18 protein-coding genes are annotated in these 20,862 nt (G+C 69.4%); 9 read left to right on the top strand and 9 right to left on the bottom strand.

Annotated elements, in window-relative coordinates; all coding sequences use genetic code 11:
• The first annotated feature begins 78 nt into the window (after positions 1-78).
• The gene (locus G6N25_RS00205; RefSeq protein ID WP_083074339.1) at positions 79-894 is read left to right on the top strand and encodes a L,D-transpeptidase; all 816 of its coding nucleotides are present in this window, start codon (positions 79-81) and stop codon (positions 892-894) included.
• Between the two features lie 99 nt (positions 895-993).
• Here G6N25_RS00205 and G6N25_RS00200 read toward each other — a convergent pair whose 3' ends face one another.
• On the bottom strand, positions 994-1,563 hold the full coding sequence (locus tag G6N25_RS00200) for a hypothetical protein (protein ID WP_142272647.1): 570 nt from the start codon (positions 1,561-1,563) through the stop codon (positions 994-996).
• A 335-nt stretch (positions 1,564-1,898) separates the two neighbouring features.
• On the opposite strand from G6N25_RS00200, the gene gap reads away from it, so the two are divergent.
• From gap to ppc, 6 genes are read left to right on the top strand one after another with little or no spacing between them, the layout of a single operon-like run.
• Entirely contained in the window at positions 1,899-2,918 is a 1,020-nt protein-coding gene (gap, locus tag G6N25_RS00195; RefSeq protein WP_083074341.1) for a type I glyceraldehyde-3-phosphate dehydrogenase, read from the top strand.
• Positions 2,919-2,922: 4 nt separating this feature from the next.
• A complete protein-coding gene (locus G6N25_RS00190) occupies positions 2,923-4,164 on the top strand; it encodes a phosphoglycerate kinase (protein ID WP_083074342.1) in 1,242 nt (413 codons plus the stop codon).
• Positions 4,161-4,946 (top strand): triose-phosphate isomerase, encoded by a 786-nt coding sequence (gene tpiA, locus G6N25_RS00185; RefSeq protein ID WP_083074343.1) that lies wholly within the window; start codon positions 4,161-4,163, stop codon positions 4,944-4,946. The genes G6N25_RS00190 and tpiA overlap by 4 nt, the downstream gene beginning before the upstream one ends.
• A gap of 46 nt (positions 4,947-4,992) precedes the next feature.
• On the top strand, positions 4,993-6,711 hold the full coding sequence (locus G6N25_RS00180) for an FUSC family protein (RefSeq protein WP_083074344.1): 1,719 nt from the start codon (positions 4,993-4,995) through the stop codon (positions 6,709-6,711).
• Between the two features lie 24 nt (positions 6,712-6,735).
• Positions 6,736-6,969, top strand: coding sequence for a preprotein translocase subunit SecG (gene secG, locus G6N25_RS00175; RefSeq protein WP_083074345.1), 234 nt, complete (start codon positions 6,736-6,738; stop codon positions 6,967-6,969).
• 51 nt (positions 6,970-7,020) lie between these two features.
• Positions 7,021-9,831, top strand: a complete 2,811-nt coding sequence (gene ppc / locus G6N25_RS00170) for a phosphoenolpyruvate carboxylase (RefSeq protein WP_083074346.1) — start codon at positions 7,021-7,023, stop codon at positions 9,829-9,831.
• Between the two features lie 41 nt (positions 9,832-9,872).
• On the opposite strand, the gene G6N25_RS00165 is transcribed toward ppc, so the two are convergent.
• The 6 genes from G6N25_RS00165 to tkt form a co-directional block, all read right to left on the bottom strand.
• Positions 9,873-10,271 (bottom strand): ATPase, encoded by a 399-nt coding sequence (locus G6N25_RS00165; RefSeq protein WP_142272654.1) that lies wholly within the window; start codon positions 10,269-10,271, stop codon positions 9,873-9,875.
• Positions 10,272-10,362: 91 nt separating this feature from the next.
• A complete protein-coding gene (gene pgl, locus G6N25_RS00160) occupies positions 10,363-11,106 on the bottom strand; it encodes a 6-phosphogluconolactonase (RefSeq protein WP_083074348.1) in 744 nt (247 codons plus the stop codon).
• The gene (gene opcA / locus G6N25_RS00155) at positions 11,103-12,014 is read right to left on the bottom strand and encodes a glucose-6-phosphate dehydrogenase assembly protein OpcA (RefSeq protein ID WP_083074373.1); all 912 of its coding nucleotides are present in this window, start codon (positions 12,012-12,014) and stop codon (positions 11,103-11,105) included. The genes pgl and opcA overlap by 4 nt, the downstream gene beginning before the upstream one ends.
• Entirely contained in the window at positions 12,011-13,570 is a 1,560-nt protein-coding gene (gene zwf, locus G6N25_RS00150) for a glucose-6-phosphate dehydrogenase (protein WP_083074349.1), read from the bottom strand. The genes opcA and zwf overlap by 4 nt, the downstream gene beginning before the upstream one ends.
• On the bottom strand, positions 13,567-14,688 hold the full coding sequence (gene tal, locus G6N25_RS00145; protein WP_083074350.1) for a transaldolase: 1,122 nt from the start codon (positions 14,686-14,688) through the stop codon (positions 13,567-13,569). Before tal ends, zwf begins: the two co-directional genes overlap by 4 nt.
• Before the next feature lie 15 nt (positions 14,689-14,703).
• Positions 14,704-16,794 carry a transketolase gene (gene tkt / locus G6N25_RS00140; protein WP_083074351.1) on the bottom strand — a complete coding sequence of 697 codons (2,091 nt, stop codon included), beginning with the start codon at positions 16,792-16,794 and terminating at the stop codon, positions 14,704-14,706.
• 264 nt (positions 16,795-17,058) lie between these two features.
• Between tkt and G6N25_RS00135 the strand changes: the two genes are divergently transcribed.
• A complete protein-coding gene (locus G6N25_RS00135) occupies positions 17,059-18,012 on the top strand; it encodes a heme o synthase (RefSeq protein ID WP_083074352.1) in 954 nt (317 codons plus the stop codon).
• A 55-nt stretch (positions 18,013-18,067) separates the two neighbouring features.
• Here G6N25_RS00135 and G6N25_RS00130 read toward each other — a convergent pair whose 3' ends face one another.
• A complete protein-coding gene (locus G6N25_RS00130; protein WP_083074353.1) occupies positions 18,068-19,042 on the bottom strand; it encodes a quinone oxidoreductase family protein in 975 nt (324 codons plus the stop codon).
• A gap of 19 nt (positions 19,043-19,061) precedes the next feature.
• Here G6N25_RS00130 and G6N25_RS00125 point away from each other — a divergent pair, with 19 nt between their 5' ends.
• Positions 19,062-19,910 (top strand): hypothetical protein, encoded by an 849-nt coding sequence (locus G6N25_RS00125; RefSeq protein WP_083074354.1) that lies wholly within the window; start codon positions 19,062-19,064, stop codon positions 19,908-19,910.
• On the opposite strand, the gene G6N25_RS00120 is transcribed toward G6N25_RS00125, so the two are convergent.
• Positions 19,860-20,831 (bottom strand): COX15/CtaA family protein, encoded by a 972-nt coding sequence (locus G6N25_RS00120; protein ID WP_372506868.1) that lies wholly within the window; start codon positions 20,829-20,831, stop codon positions 19,860-19,862. The genes G6N25_RS00125 and G6N25_RS00120 overlap by 51 nt on opposite strands.
• Positions 20,832-20,862: the final 31 nt, after the last annotated feature.

The raw sequence follows: 20,862 nt of genomic DNA, 5'->3' as shown, positions 1-20,862 counted from the left end.
CACGCGCCCTTGCGCTTACCGTGCTCAGGGCACCTCTACGATCACTATTGCAACTATGTCAGTGAGGGAATTGGGGTCATGCGGGCGGTTTTTCGGTGTGTTCTTACCGCCATCGGGATCGCTGCGAGCGTGGTTGCGGGACCGGCCGGCGTAAGCCTGGCGGCGGCGAGCCAACCGTCCCGGTTCGCCATCGCGTCGGTTCTGCCGGCGCGGGGTGCGATGGTCGGGGTGGCGCACCCCGTGGTGGTGACGTTTCGTGCACCCATAGCCGACTTAGCCGGCCGGCACGCGGCCGAGAGCGCCATCAATGTCACATCGGCGCCCCCGATGACCGGCAAGTTCGAATGGCTCGACAACAACGTTGTGCGGTGGGTTCCCGACCGATTCTGGCCGGCGCACAGCACCGTGGCCCTTTCGGTGGGCGGCCTGTCCACGGACTTCAAAACGGGTCCTGCCGTCGTCGGCGTTGCCAATATCTCGGATCACACGTTCACCGTGAGCATCGACGGAGTCGAGTCGGGGCCGCCGCCTTCGCTGCCGGCGCCGCACCACCGGCCTCACTTTGGAGAGCAGGGGGTGCTGCCGGCCTCAATGGGCAGGCCGGAGTTCCCGACGCCCGTCGGCTCTTACACCGTCCTGGCCAAGGAACGCTCGGTGCTTATGGACTCGAGCAGCGTCGGCATCCCCGTCGACGACCCCGATGGTTACCTGCTTCCGGTCGATTACGCCGTCCGCATCACCAGCCGCGGCCTCTTCGTGCATTCGGCCCCGTGGGCCGTCCGATCACTGGGGCTGGAGAATGTCAGCCACGGCTGCATCAGCCTGAGCCCCGAGGACGCAGAGTGGTACTACAACACGGTCAACGTTGGCGACCCGGTGATTGTGCAGGAATAGCGGCCAGCCGGTTCCCAAAGGCTCCATTCGTCACCCACAACGCAACGGACCCGCTGGTGGCCACCCAGCGGGTCCGCACAAGCGGGAAGGGGATCGGCCTCAGTGCGCGCCCGAGGGACCGGGCAGAACCGGCTGACCGGGCACGGGCCCGCCGGTCGGCGCCGGACCGGTCGGCGCATCCTTGACCCCGGACATGTCAATGATCGGAGCGCCGACCACCGGATCCAGGGGAGCACCGGCCAGGACCGGCCCCAGCGCGATCAGCGGGGCGCCCACGGGCACCACCGGCGCAACCGGCGGCGCACCGAGCGGAACCGGAGCGCCGGCCGGCACCGGCGGCCCGAGCGCGATCAGCGGAGCGCCCACCGGCACCGGCGCACCCACCGGCAGCGGCCCGGGCGCAACCAAGGGAACGCCAGCCATGTCAGTGAGTGCGGCACTGCACACGTCCGCGGCGGCCGGCGCACCGGCGGCCGCTGGCGCACCGGCGGCTAACGGTCCGCCGGCGGTTACCGGCGCCTCGCCCGCCAGCCCCTGGACGCACGCGTGGCCGCCTGTCATCAGCGGGGCGGCTGCCGCATCCGGGCTCAACGCAATAGCAGCCCCGCACAACCCAGCGCCGGCAACTACTTTGATGCTGAACCGATCGACGATCCCCATCAGCGTCAACTCTCCTTTATCCGCGCTCAGATACTTCCGCAAATCAGTTGGTGCAGCAGAACCGCATAGCCGTACCGAGGTCGTTTTTCGACGACGGTCCAATTGTGGGGAGCCCATGCGGCACACGAGCCACGCCGCACCGCGCCGTTTCCAAATGGTGACGTCACGACGCTGTCACAAGTCGGCGTCCGGGCGTTGTCACAGAAACCCGGCGCTCTTACCGGCGCACACCGCGGCTCGCTACTGATCTAGGCTGACGGCGAGCGGTCATGAGCGGACTTGGAAAAAGACCAGGAAAGACCCAGGAAGCATCGGGAAAGACTAGGAAGACAGGGAGAGATCACGTGACGGTCCGAGTGGGCATCAACGGCTTCGGTCGAATCGGGCGCAACTTCTACCGGGCCTTGCTGGCTCAACGGGAGGAGGGCACCACCGACATCGAGGTGGTGGCCGTCAACGACATCACGGACAACGCCACGCTGGCGCACCTCCTCAGGTTCGACTCCATCCTGGGCCGGCTGCCCTACGACGTCAGCCTCGAAGGCGAGGACACCATCGTCGTCGGCACCGCGAAGATCAAGGCGCTCGAGGTCAGGGAGGGCCCGGCCGCGATGCCGTGGGCCGATCTGGGCGTCGACGTCGTCGTCGAGTCCACGGGCCTGTTCACCAACGCGGCCAAGGCCAAGGGGCACTTGGAGGCCGGCGCCAAGAAGGTGATCATCTCGGCGCCCGCCACCGACCCCGACATCACCATCGTCCTGGGCGTCAACGACGACAAGTACGACGGCAGCCAGAACATCATCTCGAACGCCTCGTGCACCACGAATTGCCTTGCGCCGCTGGCCAAGGTGCTGCACGACGAGTTCGGCATCGTCAAGGGCCTGATGACCACCATCCACGCCTACACCCAGGACCAGAACCTGCAGGACGGGCCGCACAAGGACCTGCGTCGCGCCCGCGCCGCCGCGCTGAACATCGTGCCGACGTCCACCGGAGCGGCCAAGGCCATCGGCCTGGTGATGCCGGAATTGAAGGGCAAGCTCGACGGCTATGCCCTGCGGGTGCCGATTCCCACCGGCTCGGTCACCGACCTCACGGCCGACCTGTCCAAGCCCGCCGGCGTCGAGGAGATCAACGCGGCCTTCAAGGCCGCCGCGGAGGGCAGGCTCAAGGGAATCCTGAAGTACTACGACGCGCCCATCGTCTCCAGCGACATCGTCACCGACCCGCACAGTTCGATCTTCGACGCGGGCCTGACCAAGGTGATCGACAACCAGGCCAAGGTGGTGTCCTGGTACGACAACGAATGGGGCTACTCCAACCGCCTCATCGACCTGGTCGCCCTGGTCGGCAAGTCGCTGTAAACCAGTGTCCATCCCTTCCCTCAAAGACCTTCTGTCCGAAGGTGTTTCGGGCCGGGGCGTGCTGGTGCGCTCAGATCTGAACGTGCCGCTCGACTTCGATACCGGTGAGATCACCGACCCGGGCCGGATCGCCGCGTCGGTGCCGACGTTGAAGGGGCTGATCGAGGCCGGCGCCAGGGTGGTGGTGGCCGCGCACCTGGGCCGTCCCAAGGACGGGCCCGACCCGAAGCTGTCGCTGGCGCCGGTGGCCGCGGCGCTCGCCGAGCAACTGGGCCGGCACGTGCAGCTGGCCGGTGATGTCGTCGGCGCCGACGCGCTGGCCCGGGCCGAGGGACTGACCGACGGCGACATCCTGCTGCTGGAAAACGTCCGCTTCGACCCGCGCGAGACCAGCAAGGACGACGGTGAGCGGCTGGCGCTGGCCCGGCAACTGGCCGAATTGGTCGGGCCGACGGGCGCTTTCGTCTCCGACGGCTTCGGGGTGGTGCACCGCAAGCAGGCCTCCGTGTACGACATCGCCACCCTGCTGCCGCACTACGCCGGCACGCTGGTCGCCGAGGAGATCCGAGTGCTGGAGCAGCTGACCAGCTCGACCACCCGTCCCTACGCGGTCGTGCTCGGCGGGTCGAAGGTGTCCGACAAGCTCGGTGTCATCGAGTCGCTGGCCACCAGGGCCGACAGCATCGTGATCGGCGGCGGCATGTGCTTCACGTTCCTTGCCGCGCAGGGCCTTTCGGTGGGCAAGTCGCTGCTGGAAACCGAGATGGTGGATACCTGCCGCCGGCTGCTGGACACCTACGTCGACGTGCTGCGACTGCCGATGGACATCGTGGTGGCCGAGAAGTTCGCCGCCGATTCGCCGCCGCACACCGTCCCGGTCGACGCCATCCCCGGCGATCTGATCGGCCTGGACATCGGGCCCGGATCGGTCGAACGGTTCGCCGCGTTGTTGTCCAACGCCGAGACCATCTTCTGGAACGGCCCGATGGGCGTGTTCGAGTTCCCGGCGTTCGCCGCCGGCACCAAGGGCGTCGCCGACGCGATCGCCGCGGCGACCGGCAAGGGCGCGTTCAGCGTGGTGGGCGGCGGGGATTCCGCGGCCGCGGTGCGCGCGCTTGGCATCCCCGAGGGCGACTTTTCGCACATCTCCACCGGCGGCGGCGCATCGTTGGAATACCTGGAGGGCAAGACGTTGCCGGGCATCGAGGTGCTCGGCCGCCCGCAACCAAGTGGAGGGGACGCGTGAGCCGCAAGCCACTGATCGCCGGCAACTGGAAGATGAACCTCAATCACTTCGAGGCGATCGCGCTGGTGCAAAAGGTCGCGTTCGCGCTGCCGGACAAGTACTACGACAGGGTCGACGTCACCGTTCTGCCGCCGTTCACCGACCTGCGCAGCGTGCAAACGCTGGTGGACGGCGACAAGCTGCGCCTGACCTACGGGGCCCAGGACCTGTCCCAGCACGACTCGGGCGCCTACACCGGCGACATCAGCGGCGCCTTCCTGGCCAAACTGGGGTGCAGCTTCGTCGTCGTCGGGCACTCCGAACGGCGCACGTACCACAACGAGGACGACGCGCTGGTGGCCGCCAAGGCCGCCGCCGCGCTCAAGAACGGATTGACCCCGATCGTCTGCATCGGCGAGCACCTGGACGTCCGGGAGGCGGGCGAGCATGTGAGCCACTGCGAGGGGCAGCTGCGCGGCTCGCTGGCCGGCCTGTCGAGCGAGCAGATCGGCAACGTCGTCATCGCCTACGAGCCGGTGTGGGCGATCGGAACCGGGCGGGTGGCCAGCGCGTCCGATGCTCAAGAGGTGTGCGGGGCGGTCCGGAAGGAGCTGGCGTCCCTCGCCTCGCCAAAGGTCGCCGACTCCGTCCGGGTGCTCTACGGGGGCTCGGTGAACGCGAAAAACATCGGCGACATCGTCGCCCAGGAGGACATCGACGGGGCGCTGGTCGGCGGGGCATCGCTGGACGGCGAACAGTTCGCGACCCTGGCGGCCATCGCCGCCGGTGGGCCGCTGCCTTAGGCTTTCGTGGGGTTGCCGTAAGCCCGCCGACGACCAACACCGAACGATGGATTACCTTGCGGCGCTAGGCCAAAGCGTTGCCGCGGCGCTGCGCCCGGCCGGCGCGCCGTGGGCCCTGGGGCCCGCCGTGTGGGCGATGGCGACCGCGGCGCTCATCGCCGGCGCCGGTGTGGTGACCGGAGATCTTCAGGTTGTCGGGCTCGCGTACCTCGGGGCGGCCTGCGCCGTCGGCTTTCTTGCCACCGGGTTCTACCGCACCCGGTGGCGGGCGTGGATGGCCCAGGCCGTCGGCGGCGCACTCGGGATCAGCGTGGGTGCGCTGCCGCTGCACGGCTTCGGCGCCGGGCTGATCCTCACGGCGGCTGCCGCGGGTGTGATCTCGGGGATGGTGGGCGGAGTTGGGCCGAGCGCACCCGCGTTCGGGATGATGCTGTCCGTCGGTGTGGCGTTCGGCCAGTTCGGCGGGTCGTCGCTGCCGTGGTGGCAGCAGGCGTTGTGGTACCTGGCCGGCACCACCGTCGGCGCGGTGGCCGTGGTGGCGCCGTGGGCGTTGCGGCGCGGTGTACCGGAACGTCGAGCGGTGGCGCGGGTGTACTCCGCGGCCGCGGACCTGTGCGCGGCGATCGGCACCGACGAAGCCGGTCCGGCCCGCACCCGGTTGGCCGCCGCATCGGCCGTCGTACGCGACACCCGGGACCGCAGGCAGGCGGACCTGGTGGCCTTCGCGGCGGCGACGTTGTACGCGCAGGGCCGGCCGGTGCCCGACGATGCCATCGCGGCGATTCGCCGGGCCGGGAACCAGATTCGGGCCGCCACGCCGGTGTCGGTCGACTTTTCGGCCGATGACGCCGGCGGGGATCCGGGTTTGCTGGAGCTGGCCGATGCGCTCGGTCCCGCACCGGCCCGCCCGGGTGCGCCGGTGCCGGCGACGCGTCGGCTGTCGGCGCTGATCCGCGCTGCCACCTCTCATACCGCCCTGTCCAACGGGGTGCGCATCGGACTGTGCCTTGGTGTGGCCACCGGCATCACGGTCGCCATGCACGAGCGGGCGCACTCGTTCTGGCTGCCGTTGACCACGGCCGTCATCGTGCGGCCCGAATACGCCTCGGTGTTCGTGCGCACGGTGAACCGGATCTTCGGCACGTTGGCCGGTGCGCTGCTCGCGACGGGATTGCTGGCTGTCTTCTCCTCCGGGCTGCCGCTGGTGGCCGCAACCGCGCTGGCGCTGGGGTTTGTCGTGCTTGCGGCGCCGAAGCTGTACGGCCTCAGCGTGATCGGAATCACCACCGCCGCGTTGCTATCGCAATCGATCGGCCACGTGGACCCGGTGGCGCCCACGCTTCGGCTGGTCGACACGCTGATCGGCGCCGCGGTGGCGGTCGTGTTCGGCTACCTGTTGTGGCCGGGGGCTCGGCGGTTTCCGGCCTACGCGCGGTTGTCGTCGGCGCTGGCAGCGGCTCACGGCTATTTCGGCGAGGCGGTCAAACCGGCCGGCCAACGCCGGCGTTGGCAATCTTCCCGAGACGACGCCTACCGGCTCGCCCATCAGGTGCGTGCGACGGCCGAGGCCGCCGCGCTGGAACCGCTGATGGTGAGCTCACTGGCCTTGCGGGTCATTCCGGCCGCCATCGAACTGGAAGACACCGTGGACGCCATCACCGCGGTCAGCTCGGCGGTGGACGCCGGCGCGGAGCCGGTGGCGCTGATCGACGGCGTCCGGCGCCGGCTCGAACACCTCGACCGGACCGCGGTCGCTCTGGGGTGAGGCATAACAGGTAGGGTGGCCCCCATGGAATTGGCCCTGCAGATCACCCTGGTCATCACCAGCGTGCTGGTGGTGTTGCTGGTGCTGCTGCACCGCGCCAAGGGGGGCGGCCTGTCGACGCTGTTCGGCGGTGGCGTGCAGTCGAGCCTGTCCGGGTCCACCGTGGTGGAGAAGAACCTGGACCGGTTGACGCTCTTCCTCACGGGCATCTGGCTGGTTTGCATCGTCGGCATTGCCCTGCTGATCAAATACCGCTGACGCCTGGCGGTCGGCGGGCGGACCGCGCGATCCGCGTCGATACTGGGACGCATGGCTGAGGCCTCCGACACCGCGCTGGCACCGATCGGTGGCGTCCGGCGGACCCGGCTCGGCCGCGAGGCGACCGAGCCGATGCGCGCCGACATCAGGCTGCTGGGCGCCATCCTCGGCGACACCGTGCGCGAGCAGAACGGCGACGAGGTGTTCGACCTCGTCGAACGCGCGCGGGTGGAATCCTTCCGGGTGCGGCGCTCCGAGATCGACCGTGCCGAGATGTCGCGGATGTTCTCTGGGCTCGACATCCACCTGGCCATCCCGGTCATCCGGGCGTTCAGTCACTTCGCGCTGCTGGCCAACGTGGCCGAAGACATCCACCGCGAGCGCCGCCGCGCCATTCACGTCGCCGCCGGCGAGCCGCCGCAGGACAGCAGCCTGGCCGCCACCTACGCGAAACTCGATCAGGCAGAGCTGAATTCGGCCACCGTCGCCGCGGCCCTCGAGGGTGCGCTGGTGTCGCCGGTGATCACCGCGCATCCGACCGAAACCCGTCGGCGCACCGTGTTCGTCACCCAGCACCGGATCACCGAGTTGATGCGGTTGCACGCCGCCGGGCACACCGAGACCGACCACGGCCGAAACATCGAACTCGAGCTGCGCCGCCAGGTCCTCACGCTGTGGCAGACCGCGCTGATCCGGCTGTCCCGGCTGCAGATCACCGACGAGATCGACGTGGGGCTGCGCTATTACCCGGCAGCGTTGTTCCAGGTGATCCCGCAGGTCAACGCCGAGGTGCGTGACGCGTTGCGGGCCCGCTGGCCCGATGCCGACGGCCTGCTCTCGGAGCCCATTCTGCAACCCGGTTCCTGGATCGGCGGTGACCGCGACGGAAACCCGAACGTCACCGCCGACGTCGTGCGGCGGGCCACCGGCAGCGCCGCGTTCACCGCGCTGGCGCACTACCTTTCCGAGCTGACCCATCTCGAGCAGGAGCTGTCGATGTCGGCGCGGCTCATCACCGTCACCCCCGAATTGACCGCGCTGGCCGACGGCTGCCAGGAGGCGGCCCGCGCCGACGAGCCCTACCGGCGCGCGCTGCGGGTGATCCGCGGCCGGCTCAGCGCCACGGCCGCCGAGATCCTGGACCGGCGGCCGCAGCACGAGCTGGACCTGGGCCTGCCGCCGTACTCCACGCCGCCCGAACTGCGGGCCGACCTCGACGTCGTCGACGCTTCGCTGCGCACCCACGGCAGCGCGCTGTTGGCCGACGATCGGCTCGCGCGTTTGCGAGAAAGCGTGCACGTCTTCGGTTTTCACCTGTCCGGCCTGGACATGCGGCAGAACTCCGACGTGCACGAAGAGGTGGTCGGCGAGCTGCTGGCCTGGGCAGGGGTGCATCCGGACTACGGCTCGCTGCCCGAAGGCGAACGGGTCGAGCTGCTGGCGGGCGAGCTCGGCACCCGCCGCCCGTTGGTCGGCGACCTCGCCCAACTGTCCGACCTGGCCCGCGGTGAGCTGGGCGTCCTCACCGCCGCCGCCCGCGCCGTCGAGCTCTACGGCGCGGCGGCGGTGCCGAACTACGTCATCTCGATGTGCCAATCGGTGTCGGACGTGTTGGAGGCCGCGATCCTGTTGAAGGAGGCCGGCCTGGTGGACGCCTCCGGGCCCGAACCCTATTGCCCGGTGGGCATCTCGCCGCTGTTCGAGACGATCGGCGACCTGCACAACGGGGCGACGATTCTCCAGGCGATGCTGGACCTGCCGCTCTACCGATCGCTGGTGGACGCCCGGGGCGGATGCCAGGAAGTCATGCTCGGCTACTCCGACTCCAACAAGGACGGCGGGTATCTGGCCGCCAACTGGGCCGTCTACCGGGCCGAGCTCACCCTCGTCGAGGTGGCCCGCAAAACCGGAGTACGGTTGCGGCTCTTCCACGGTCGCGGCGGCACCGTCGGCCGCGGCGGCGGCCCCAGCTACGAAGCCATCCTGGCGCAACCGCCGGGAGCGGTGAACGGCTCGCTGCGGCTCACCGAGCAGGGTGAGGTCATCGCCGCCAAATACGCCGAGCCGCAACTGGCGCGACGCAATCTGGAGAGCTTGGTCGCGGCCACCGTGGAATCGACACTGCTGGATGTCGAGGGCCTGGGCGACGCGGCGGAATCCGCCTACGCGGTGCTCGACGAGGTGGCTACGCTCGCGCACCGCGCCTACGCCGAATTGGTCCACGAGACACCGGGTTTCGTCGAGTACTTCACCGCCTCCACGCCGGTCAGCGAGATCGGCTCGCTGAACATCGGCAGCCGGCCGACCTCACGCAGACCCACCTCCTCCATCTCAGACCTGCGCGCCATCCCGTGGGTGCTGGCCTGGAGCCAGTCGCGGGTGATGCTGCCGGGTTGGTATGGCAGCGGATCGGCGTTCGAGCGGTGGATCGCGGCGGGGCCCCAAAGCGAGACCGCGCGGGTGGAGATGCTGCACGAGCTGTATCGGCGGTGGCCGTTCTTTCGCAGTGTGCTGTCGAACATGGCGCAGGTGCTGGCCAAAAGCGATCTGGGCCTGGCGGCCCGCTACGCCGAGCTGGTGGCCGACGAGTCGTTGCGGCACAGGGTGTTCGGGAAGATCGTCGACGAGCACCGGCGCACCATCGCCATGCACAAGCTCATCACCGGTCACGACGACCTGCTCGCCGACAACCCGGCGCTGGCCCGTTCGGTGTTCAACCGGTTCCCGTATCTGGAGCCGCTGAACCACCTGCAGGTGGAGTTGCTCCGCCGCTACCGCTCGGGCGACGACGACGAATTGGTGCGGCGCGGGATCCTGCTGACGATGAACGGATTGGCCAGCGCGCTCCGAAACAGCGGGTAAGGGTTTCGCCGGTCGGCGGCGGGGCGGCCTCAGCCAACCGTCTACCGCACCGTCCGGTTGCGCAGCCTGTCCAGCACGCCGCGCACCGCGTGCTCGGTGACCGACAGCGGGGACATCATCGTCTCGCCCACCTTCACCATGTCGTCAATCCGCTGAACGATGGCCTCCACCGGCTCGACGAGGACGATCAGCCGCTTGGCGAGATCGTCCAGGCTACCGAGGGTGCCGTCGAGGTGATCCAGACCGGTCTCCATGCGTTCGACCGTGGCGTTCAAGGCCGACAGCGAGCTGTTCAGCTCCTTCATCGTCCTGCTCAGGCCGTCGAGAACGTCTTCGACCTGCTCGACGGTCTTGTCGGCGTTCAAGGCGGCCTGGGTGAGGGTCTTGATCCGGCTCCGCTCGGGCCCGCCGCGCACGGTTCTGTCTGCCATGAGGGCAATTATGTTCGTTGCGCCCAGCGTCACGCCAGCGTGGCGTTCGACGCCGACGGTCACGCTGGCGTGACGCTGGCGTGACGCCCGGCGCCCGGAATCAGCGGGGGAGCTGGGACGCGGCGTCCTCGTCGAGCAGCCAGATCGTGTTCTCGAGCCCGACGGCACCGGCGGCCGGGATCACAACGGGGTCGGCGCCACCGATCGCGGCGGCCACCGCATCGGCTTTCTCCGCCCCGGACACCAGCAGCAAGACGTCGCGCGAGCGTTGCACCGCCGGCATGGTGAAGGTTATTCGTCGCGGTGGCGGTTTCGGAGAATCCTCGACTTCGACCACCATGCGGGTGGCTTCGAGCACGGCCGGCGTGTGCGGGAAAACCGAGTTGATGTGGCCCTCGGGCCCCACTCCGAGCAGGTGAACATCGAAATTCGGCGCCGGATCGCCGGATTCGGCGTTGGCGGCCAGCAGCTGCGCGTAAGACAGCGCCGCGGCGGCGACATCGGTGCCGAATTCGCCGTCGCTGGCCGGCATGGGGTGCACGTTGCTCGACGGGATGTCGATCTGATCGAGCAAGGCCACTCGCGCCTGCTTCTCGTTTCGTTCGTCGTCGTCCTCGGGCACGTAGCGTTCGTCGCCCCAGAACAGATGCACCGCGGACCAGTCGATCTGCCGCGGCGCTTTGCTGAGGTAGCGCAGCAGCGCGATACCGTTGCCGCTGCCGGTCAGGACGACCAGCGCCCGTCCCCTGGCCGCCACCGCGGCCTGGATGGCGTCGACCAGGCGCCTGCCGCCGGCCTCCACCAAGGCCTCGCTGTTCGGGAAGATCTCGATGACTTTGTTCACACGTACTCCACCTTTTTGATGCCTTCCAGCGCCGTCAGGTAGATCTCGTCGGCGTCCAGCCGTCGCAGATCCTCCGCCAGGCATTCCCCGGTTTCCCTGCGCGCCAACGGAACCAAGGCGTCCGGCTTGGCCGTGCGGCTCAGGGTGGCCGTCCTGCCCTCCTGGGGCCGGCTCAACACGATGGTCTCGCTCCTGCGGACCAACTCGACCTTGAGTTCGCCGACCGCCCGGCGCACGGGGCCGTCGATCCGGCCGGCCAGCCAGCCCGCCAGTATGTCGAGGGCGGGCTCGGTCTTCAGGCCGGAAACCAGTGCCGACTCGATCGGTTCGTGGGGCGGCTGGTCGACGGCCGAGGCCAGCAGCGCGCGCCAGTAGGTGATACGGGCCCAGCACAAATCGGTGTCGCCGGGAGTGTATCCGGAGAGCCGGCTCCTGATCGCCGACAACGGATCGATGCCGTTGGTGGCGTCGGTGATGCGCCGGATTGCCAACTTGCCCAACGGGTCTTGGGCGGGCAGCCGCGGCGCGACGTCGGGCCACCACGCCACCACCGGAATGTCCGGGAGCAGAAACGGGATCACGACGCTGGCGGCATGGCCGGCGAGCGGCCCGGACAGCGTCAGGATCACCACCTCGCCGGCGCCGGTGTCGCCACCCGCGCGCAGCTGCGCGTCCAGACGCGGCTCGTCGGCGTACGGGTCGCCGCGCATCGTGACGATGATCCGGCTGGGGTGTTCGTGGCTGGCGTCGTTGGCGGCCTTGAGCGACTCTTCCAGCACACCGTCGCTGTCCGGCGCGATGAGCAGCGTCAGCACCCGCCCCATCGTGACGGCGCCGATCCTTTCGCGAAGCTCGTCCAGCTTCTTGTTGACCGCGGTGGTGGTGGTGTCGGGCAGATCGACGATCATGGGCGCCGCCATTCCCGCCCCGTGCGGCGCAGCATTTCGAAGGAGGACTCCGGGCCCCAGGTGCCGGCCTCATAGGGATCGGGCTTGCCGTGCGCCGCCCAGTTATCCAGGACGGGATCGAGTATCTCCCACGCCATTTCGACCTCCGCGTTGACCGGGAACAGGGATGGCTCGCCGAGCAGCACATCGAGGATCAGCTGTTCGTAGGCCTCGGGTGACTCCTCGGCGAACGCCGACCCGTAGGAGAAGTCCATGTTGACGTCGCGGACCTCCATCGCGGTGCCCGGCACCTTGGAGCCGAACCGCAGGGTCGTCCCCTCGTCCGGCTGCACCCGGATGACCATGGCGTTGGCGCCCAACTCGTCGGTCATCGTCGCGTCGAACGGCAGATGCGGCGCGCGTTTGAAGACCAGCGCGATCTCGGTGACCCTGCGGCCCAAGCGTTTACCGGTTCGCAGGTAGAACGGCACGCCGGCCCAGCGGCGGGTGTCGACCTCGAGCGTGATGGCCGCGAACGTCTCCGTGGTGGAGTCCTTGGCGAACCCCTCTTCGTCGAGCAGCCCGACGACCTTCTCGCCGCCCTGCCAACCCCCGGTGTACTGGCCGCGGCTGGTGGTCTCGTCGAGCGGTTCGGCCAGTTGGGTCGCCGACAGCACCTTGATCTTCTCGGTCTGCAGCGCGAACGGCTGGAAGCTGACGGGCTCTTCCATCGCGGTCAGCGCCAGCAGCTGCATGAGATGGTTCTGGATGACGTCGCGGGCGGCGCCGATGCCGTCGTAGTAGCCGGCGCGCCCGCCCAGCCCGATGTCTTCGGCCATGGTGATCTGCACGTGGTCGACGTAGTGGGAGTTCCAGATCGGGTCGAACAACTGGTTGGCGAAGCGCAGCGCCAGGATGTTGCGCACCGTCTCCTTGCCCAGGTAGTGGTCGATCCGGAACACCGCCTCCTCCGGGAAGACGGCGTTGACGGCCTTGTTCAGGGCCTGCGCGCTTTCCAGGTCGTGGCCGAACGGCTTTTCGATGACCACCCGGCTCCACCTGTCGCCCTGCGGGCGGGCCAGCCCGGATTTGTGCAGCTGGTCGCACACCACCGGGAAGGACTTGGGCGGGATCGCCAGGTAGAAGGCGTGATTGCCGCCGGTGCCGCGTTCGGCGTCGAGCTTGTCCAGCGTCTCGGCGAGCCGGGCGAACGCGACGTCGTCGTCGAAAGAGCCCGGCACGAAACGGAATCCCTCGGCCAGCCGTTCCCAGTTCTCCTGCCGGAACGGCGTACGGCAGTGCTCCTTGACGGCCTGGTAGACCACCTTGCGGAAATCCTGGGTTTCCCAGTCCCGCCGGGCGAAGCCCACCAGGGAGAAGGTGGGCGGCAGCAGCCCGCGATTGGCCAGGTCGTAGATGGCCGGCATCACCTTCTTGCGGGCCAGATCGCCGGTGACGCCGAAGATCACCATGCCGCACGGGCCGGCGATCCTGGGTAGCCGCTTATCCTTCTTGTCCCGCAGCGGGTTCTGCCACTGGCCGCCGCGGGCGCCCGGCTTGGAGCTCGCCGGGCTCATTTGCCGGCGGAACCCAGTTGCTTCTGTGTCTCCTCCAACAGCTCGGTCCAGGACTCCACGAACTTGTCCACGCCTTCTTGCTCCAGCACCACGAAGACGTCGGGGAGGTCGATCCCGACCGCCGCCAGCTTGTCGAACACCTCCTGCGCGGCCGCGGCGGTGCCGCTGACGGTGTCACCCTTGACAACCCCGTGGTCGGCGACCGCGTCGATTGTCTTCTCCGGCATGGTGTTTACCGTGTTGGCCGCGACCAGCTCGGTAACGTAGAGGGTGTCGGCGTACTCGGGGTTCTTGACGCCCGTCGACGCCCACAGCGGCCGCTGCACGCGGGCGCCGTCGCCCTTGAGCGCCTCGAAGCGGTCGCCGCCCTCGAAGACTTCCTGGTAGGCGGCGTAGGCCAGCCGGGCGTTGGCCACGCCGGCCTTGCCGCGCAGCGCGAGCGCCTCGGCGGAGCCGATCTTTTCCAGCCGCTTGTCGATCTCGGTGTCCACCCGCGACACGAAAAACGATGCCACCGAATGAATCTTGGACAGGTCGTGCCCGGCTTCGCGGGCCTTCTCCAGCCCGGCCAGGTAGGCGTCCATCACCAGGCGGTGCCGCTCGACGGAGAAAATCAGCGTGACGTTGACCGAAATCCCTTCCGCGAGAGCGGCGGTGATGGCCGGGAGGCCGGCCTTCGTCGCCGGTATCTTGATGAACAGGTTGGGCCGGTCGACGATCTTCCACAGCTCGACGGCCTGCGCGATGGTCTTGTCGGTCTCGTCGGCCAGCCGCGGGTCGACCTCGATGGACACCCGGCCGTCGACCCCGTCGGAGGCCTCCCACTGCGGCGCCAGCACGTCGCACGCGGTGCGCACGTCGTCGGTGGTGACGGTGCGCACGGTGGCATCGACGTCGGCGCCCCGCTCGGCCAGCTCGGCGATCTGGCCGTCGTAGGCGTCGCCCTCGGCGAACGCCTTCTGGAAGATCGACGGGTTGGTCGTCACGCCGACAACGCTTTTGGTGTCTATCAGCTCCTGGAGGTTGCCCGACTTGAGCCGCTCCCGCGACAAGTCGTCCAGCCACACGGACACCCCCGCGGCGCTCAACGCCGCGAGGTTAGGATTCTGACCGGCCATGTGAATCACCCTTTCTCAGTTATCGACGACCTGTTCCGCGGCGGCGGCGACGGCCTCGGCCGTAAAGCCGAACTCACGGAACAACGTCTTGTAGTCGGCGGATTCGCCGTAGTGCTCGATCGACACGATCCTGCCGGTGTCGCCGACCAGCTTGTGCCAGCATTGCGCGACGCCGGCTTCGACGGCCACCCGAGCCGAGACCGACGGGGGCAGCACGCTGTCGCGGTAGTCGGACGGTTGCGACTCGAACCACTCCACGCACGGCATCGACACCACCCGCGCCACGATGTCCTTGTCCGCCAACAACTTTTGCGCCTCGACCGCGAGCTGGACCTCGGAGCCGGTGCCGATCAACACGACGTCGGGCTCGTCACCACCATCGTCACCGAGTATGTAGCCGCCCCGTCCGACGCCCTCGAAGTTGGTGCCCTCCAGCACCGGTACGCCCTGGCGGGTCAAAATCAGGCCGACCGGGCCGCTGCCGTTGCCGCGGGCCAGGATCGTGCGCCACGCGTAGGCCGTCTCGTTGGCGTCGGCCGGGCGTACCACCGACAAGCGGGGGATGGCCCGCAGCGCCGAAAGGTGCTCGATGGGCTGATGGGTCGGGCCATCCTCGCCGAGCCCGATCGAATCGTGCGTCCACACGTAGATGGTGTCGATGTCCATCAGCGACGCCAACCGCACCGCCGGGCGCATGTAGTCCGAGAACTGCAGGAACGTGCCGCCGTAGGCCCGGGTGGGTCCGTGCAGCACGATGCCGGACAGGATGGCGCCCATCGCGTGCTCGCGAACACCGAAATGCAGGGTGCGGCCGTACCAGTGCGCGGTGTAGTCCTTGGTCGAAATCGACGGCGGGCCAAAGGAATCGACGCCCTTCATGGTGGTGTTGTTGCTGCCCGCCAGGTCGGCCGAGCCGCCCCACAGCTCCGGCAGCTTCGGGCCCACCGCCGACAGCACCTCACCCGACGCGGCCCGGGTGGCCAGGGCCTTCGACCCGGGCTCCCAGTGCGGGATGTCCGCGTCCCAGCCGTCGGGCAATTTTTGCGCGGTCAACCGCTCCAGCAGCGCCTTGCGTTGCGGTTCGCGCTCGGCCCACGCCTCGAACTCCGGTTGCCAGCGCTCATGGGCCTCTTTGCCGCGCGCCACCAGCCCCCGGGTGTGGGTGAGGACGTCCTCGCGGACCTCGAACGTCTTGTCGGGATCGAAGCCCAGGATTCTCTTGACGGCCGCGACCTCGTCGTCGCCGAGGGCCGCGCCGTGCGCCTTGCCGGTGTTCATCAGGTTGGGCGCCGGGTAGCCGATGATGGTGCGCAGCGAGACGAACGAGGGCCGGTCGGTGGCGGCCTTGGCGTTGGCGATGGCCTCCTCGATCGCGACGACGTTCTCGCCGCCCTCCACCTCCTGCACGTGCCAGCCGTAGGCGCGGTAGCGGGCGGCGGTGTCCTCGCACAGCGCGATGTTGGTGTCGTCCTCGATCGAGATCTGGTTGTGGTCGTAGAACACGATGAGGTTGCCCAGCTGCTGCACGGCCGCCAGCGACGACGCCTCCGAGGTCACCCCCTCCTCGATGTCCCCGTCGGAGGCGATCACGTAGATGAAGTGGTCGAACGGGCTGGTTCCGGGCTCGGCGTCCGGATCGAACAGGCCCCGCTCGTAGCGGGCCGCCATCGCCATCCCGACCGCCGACGCCAGGCCCTGGCCGAGCGGGCCGGTGGTGATCTCGACGCCCTTGGTGTGCCGGAACTCCGGGTGTCCGGGCGTCTTGGAGCCCCAGGTGCGCAGCGATTCGATGTCGGACAGCTCCAGGCCGAACCCGCCCAGGTAGAGCTGGATGTAGAGCGTCAGGCTGCTGTGCCCGGCCGACAGCACGAACCGGTCCCGGCCCAGCCAGTGGGTGTCGCTGGGGTCGTGGCGCATCGCGCGCTGGAACAGGGTGTAGGCCAGTGGGGCCAGGCTCATCGCCGTCCCGGGGTGGCCGTTGCCGACCTTTTGGACGGCGTCGGCGGCGAGCACCCGGGCGGTGTCGACCGCGGCCGAATCGATCTCGGTCCAGTCGTCGGGGAGGCGCGGTTGGGTCAGCGTGGAGATCTCTTCGAGTGTGGTCACAGGCGTCAGTCCTTGGGGTGGCCGAATTGATAGCGCCGATCAATCTCACCCTAGTGCGGGACGCCCGGCGTTTGCAGCGCGGGATTTCGGGTAGGCATCGCCGGCCGCGACGAAGGTGACCCGCAGGCGACCCGGACTTTGCGATCCGTCCCGTAAGCGGGAAATTCTGTGTGAATAGACCCTCGGGGCTCGCGGCGGTGGGTGCGCGGTCTACCATCGTGCGTAGTAGATGCTGCGCGCTGCTGCGACCCGAGGAGTTATTGCGTGAGCGTTCGCGGGCGCGTCGCGCCGAGCCGAATACCGAGCCGAGCACACGGCGCGGCCCGGCGACAGCCGGGGACGGGCACGCTGCTGGCCTACCTGGCGCTGACCAAGCCGCGGGTCATCGAGCTGCTGCTGGTCACCGCGATACCGGCGATGCTGCTCGCCCACCGCGGCACCGTGAACCCGCTGCTGATCCTCAACACGTTGATCGGCGGGATGCTGGCGGCCGGGGGCGCCAACACGCTTAACTGCGTGGCCGACGCCGACATCGACAAGGTGATGAAGCGCACCGCGCGCAGGCCGCTGGCGCGGGCCGCCGTGCCGACGCGAAACGCCTTGGCGCTGGGGGTGGTGCTCAGCGTGGGCTCGTTCTTCTGGCTGTGGTGGACGACGAACCTGCTGTCGGGGCTGCTGGCCGTCGCCACCATCGCGTTCTACGTGTTCGTCTACACGCTGGTGCTCAAACGCCGCACGTCGCAAAACGTGGTGTGGGGCGGTGCGGCCGGCTGCATGCCGGTGATGATCGGGTGGTCGGCCGTCACCGGCACCATCGGCTGGCCGGCGTTGGTGATGTTCGCGATCATCTTCTTCTGGACGCCGCCGCACACCTGGGCTTTGGCGATGCGCTACAAGGACGACTACAAGCTGGCCGGCGTTCCGATGCTGCCCGCGGTGGCGACCGAGCGTCAGGTCACCAGGCAGATCCTGATCTACACCTGGCTGACCGTGCTGGCGACGCTGGCGCTGGCGCTGGCCACCGGCTGGTTGTACGCGGCGGTCGCGGCGGCGGCCGGGGTGTGGTTCCTGGCGATGGCCCACCAGCTGTACGCGGGGGTGCGCGCCGGCGAGCCGGTCAAGCCGCTGCGACTGTTCCTGCAGTCCAACAACTATCTGGCGGTGGTGTTCTGCGCGCTGGCGATCGACTCGGCCTTCGCGCTGCCGACCGTGTTCTGAGTCGGCCCGGCGGCCCGACGGTGCCGATGGTGCCGGGAACCTGGGATTCCGGCGATTAGGGCAGCAGCACAATGGAACCCGCGGTCTTGCGGCCCTGCAGGTCCCGATGGGCGCGGGCCGCCTCGGACAACGGATAGCGTCCGCCGACTTCGATGCTGAGGGCGCCGCCGGCGATCGCGTCGAACAATTCGATTGCCCGCCAACCGAACTCGTCGCCGGTCCGGATGAAGTGCACCAGCGAGGGCCGGGTCAGATACACGGAGCCGGCGGCGTTGAGGCGCTGCGGGTCGACGGGCGGGACGGGTCCGCTGGCGGCGCCGAACAGCGCCAGGGTGCCGCGGACGGCCAGGCTGGCCAGGCTGGCGTCGAACGTCGTCGCGCCCACGCCGTCGTACACCGCCGCCACCCCGGCGCCGCCGGTCAGGTCGCGGACCCGCCGGCCGAACTCGGCGGCGTCGTCGGGGTAGGAGAGCACCTCGGCGGCGCCGGCGTCCTTGGACATCCGCGCCTTCTCCGGGGTGGAGACCGTGGTGATCACCCGGCCGCCGAGCAGGGTGGCCCACTGCGTCAGGATCAGGCCGACGCCGCCGGCGCCGGCGTGCACCAGCACCGCGTCGCCGCCGCGCACCGGGTACACCGACTTCAGCAGGTAATGCGCCGTGAGGCCCTTCAGCAGCACCGAGGCCGCCACCTCCGACGTCACGTTGTCCGGCACCTTCGCGGTGAAAGGCGCTGGGGCGGTGGAGAATTCGGCGTATCCGCCGGCCGCCGTGGCGGTCACCACCCGCTCGCCCTCGTGAAAGCCGTCGGCCCCCTCGCCGGTGGCGACGACCGTGCCGCACATCTCCGAGCCGAGGATGAACGGCAGCTCTCGCGGATATTGCCCGGAGCGGAAGTAGGTGTCGATGTAGTTGACGCCGATGGCCTCGGCCTTGATCAGCACCTCGCCGGGGCCGGGCGTGGGCTGTGGCACCTCGACGTAACGCAGCACCTCGGGCCCGCCGGTTTCGCTGACTTCGATCGCGTGCATGTGGATATCATGCCCGGACATGAAGCTGGCCCGCCCGGACGTCTTCCATCCCCGCATCGTGCTTGCCGGCTATCGGCGGCAGGTCGCCGGGGACGGGGACGACGCCGGGCTCGTGCCCGCGCTGCGGCGGCGCGGTCTGCACGCGCGCTGGTTGGCGTGGGACGACCCGGAAGCCGGCCGCGCGGACCTGGTGATTCTGCGGGCCACCCACGACTACGCCGACCGGCTCGACGAGTTCCTGGCCTGGACCACCGGCGTGGCCAACCTGCTCAACGCCCCCGCCGTCGTCGCCTGGAACGCCGACCGGCGCTACCTGGGTGACCTGGCGGGTCGGGGGGTGCCGACGGTGCCGGGCGAGGTCGTGGCGCCGGGCGCGCGAATCCGGTTGCCACGCACCGGTGACGTCTTCGTCGGCCCGTCGATCGGCACCGGCACCCGTCGTTGCGCCGACCGGGCCGCGGCCGCCGCCCGCGTCGCCGAGTTGCACGGGGCGGGGCGGAGCGCGCTGGTGCAGCCGGGCGCCGCGGCCGCCGAGACGGTGCTGGTGTTCCTCGGCGGCGAGCCGTCGCACGCGTTCACCGGCGCCGGCGAAGCGATGGCCGAGCCCGACTTCGAACTGTGGGACGTCGGCGCTGCCGCCCTGGCCGCCGCCGCGGCCCAGGTGGGCGTCGTGCCGAGCGAATTGCTGTACGCCCGCGCCCACCTGCTCGGCGCGCGGCTGCTCGAACTGCAGCTGGTGGAGCCGTCGCTGGGCTGGCGCCGGCTGGACGCCGAAAGCCGCGACCTCGGCCAGCGCCGGTTCGCGCTGGCGGTGGAGTCAGCGTGCGAGCGGCTGGGGCTGGGCCCGCTCTCGCATAGACGCCCATAGCGCCGCGGTGGCCGCCGTGCACGCCGCTGCACCGGCCACGTGGACCGCGACCAGGGCCGCGGGTACGCCGGTGAAGTATTGCGCGGTGCCCACAGCGGCCTGCGCGCACACCAGGGCGACCAGCACGCCGAGCCGCAGCAGGATGGCCCGCGCGGCGCCCACCGCCAGCAGCCCGAAGCCCAGCCCGACCAGCAGGGCCAGATAGGCCACCAACAGCGACGAATGCGCGTGCACCAGCGTGGTGATCTCGACCTTCAGCCGCGGCACCGTCCGGCTGGGGCTGCGGTCACCGGCGTGCGGGCCGGCGGCGGTGACCAGCGTGCCGGTGACCAGCACCGCCGCCAGGTCGACCGCGCTCAGCGCCGTCAGCGCCCGCAGCGGCCTGCCCACCCGGTCGTGGACCGCCCCGTCGTCGGGCTCGCCGACCTTGACGTAGAGCAGCACCGACAGCCACACCATCGTCATCGACGTCAGCAGGTGGATGGCCACCGTCCACCACAGCAGCCCGGTGCGCACGGTGATGCCGCCGATGACCGCCTGCACCACCGTCGACACCGGCATCAGCCACGCGTAGACAAGGACCTCGGCGCGGCGGCGCGCCCTGGTCACGGCCAGCACGGCCAGTATCGCGGCGATCACCACCGCGAAGGTGACCATCCGGTTGCCGAATTCGACGGCCTGGTGGACGCGCGGCACCTCCGCGTGCGCGACCGGGGTGAAGCTGCCCGGAAAGCACTGCGGCCACGTCGGGCAACCCAGTCCCGACGCGGTGACGCGGACGATCGCGCCGGTGACGGCGATGCCGCCCTGGGTGAGGATGACGAACGCGGCGGCGATCCGCTGCGCGCGCGGACTCGGGTCGGGGAGCAGGTCCACCAGCCTCAGCAGCGCTCGTCCTAGCACCGCCCGATCGTAAGCCAACGACAACTACGCCCTGTAGTACGGGCTCGTC

This window comes from Mycobacterium heidelbergense, assembly GCF_010730745.1.
GTDB lineage: Bacteria > Actinomycetota > Actinomycetes > Mycobacteriales > Mycobacteriaceae > Mycobacterium > Mycobacterium heidelbergense.
This window is presented reverse-complemented; position numbering and strand designations above follow the sequence as displayed.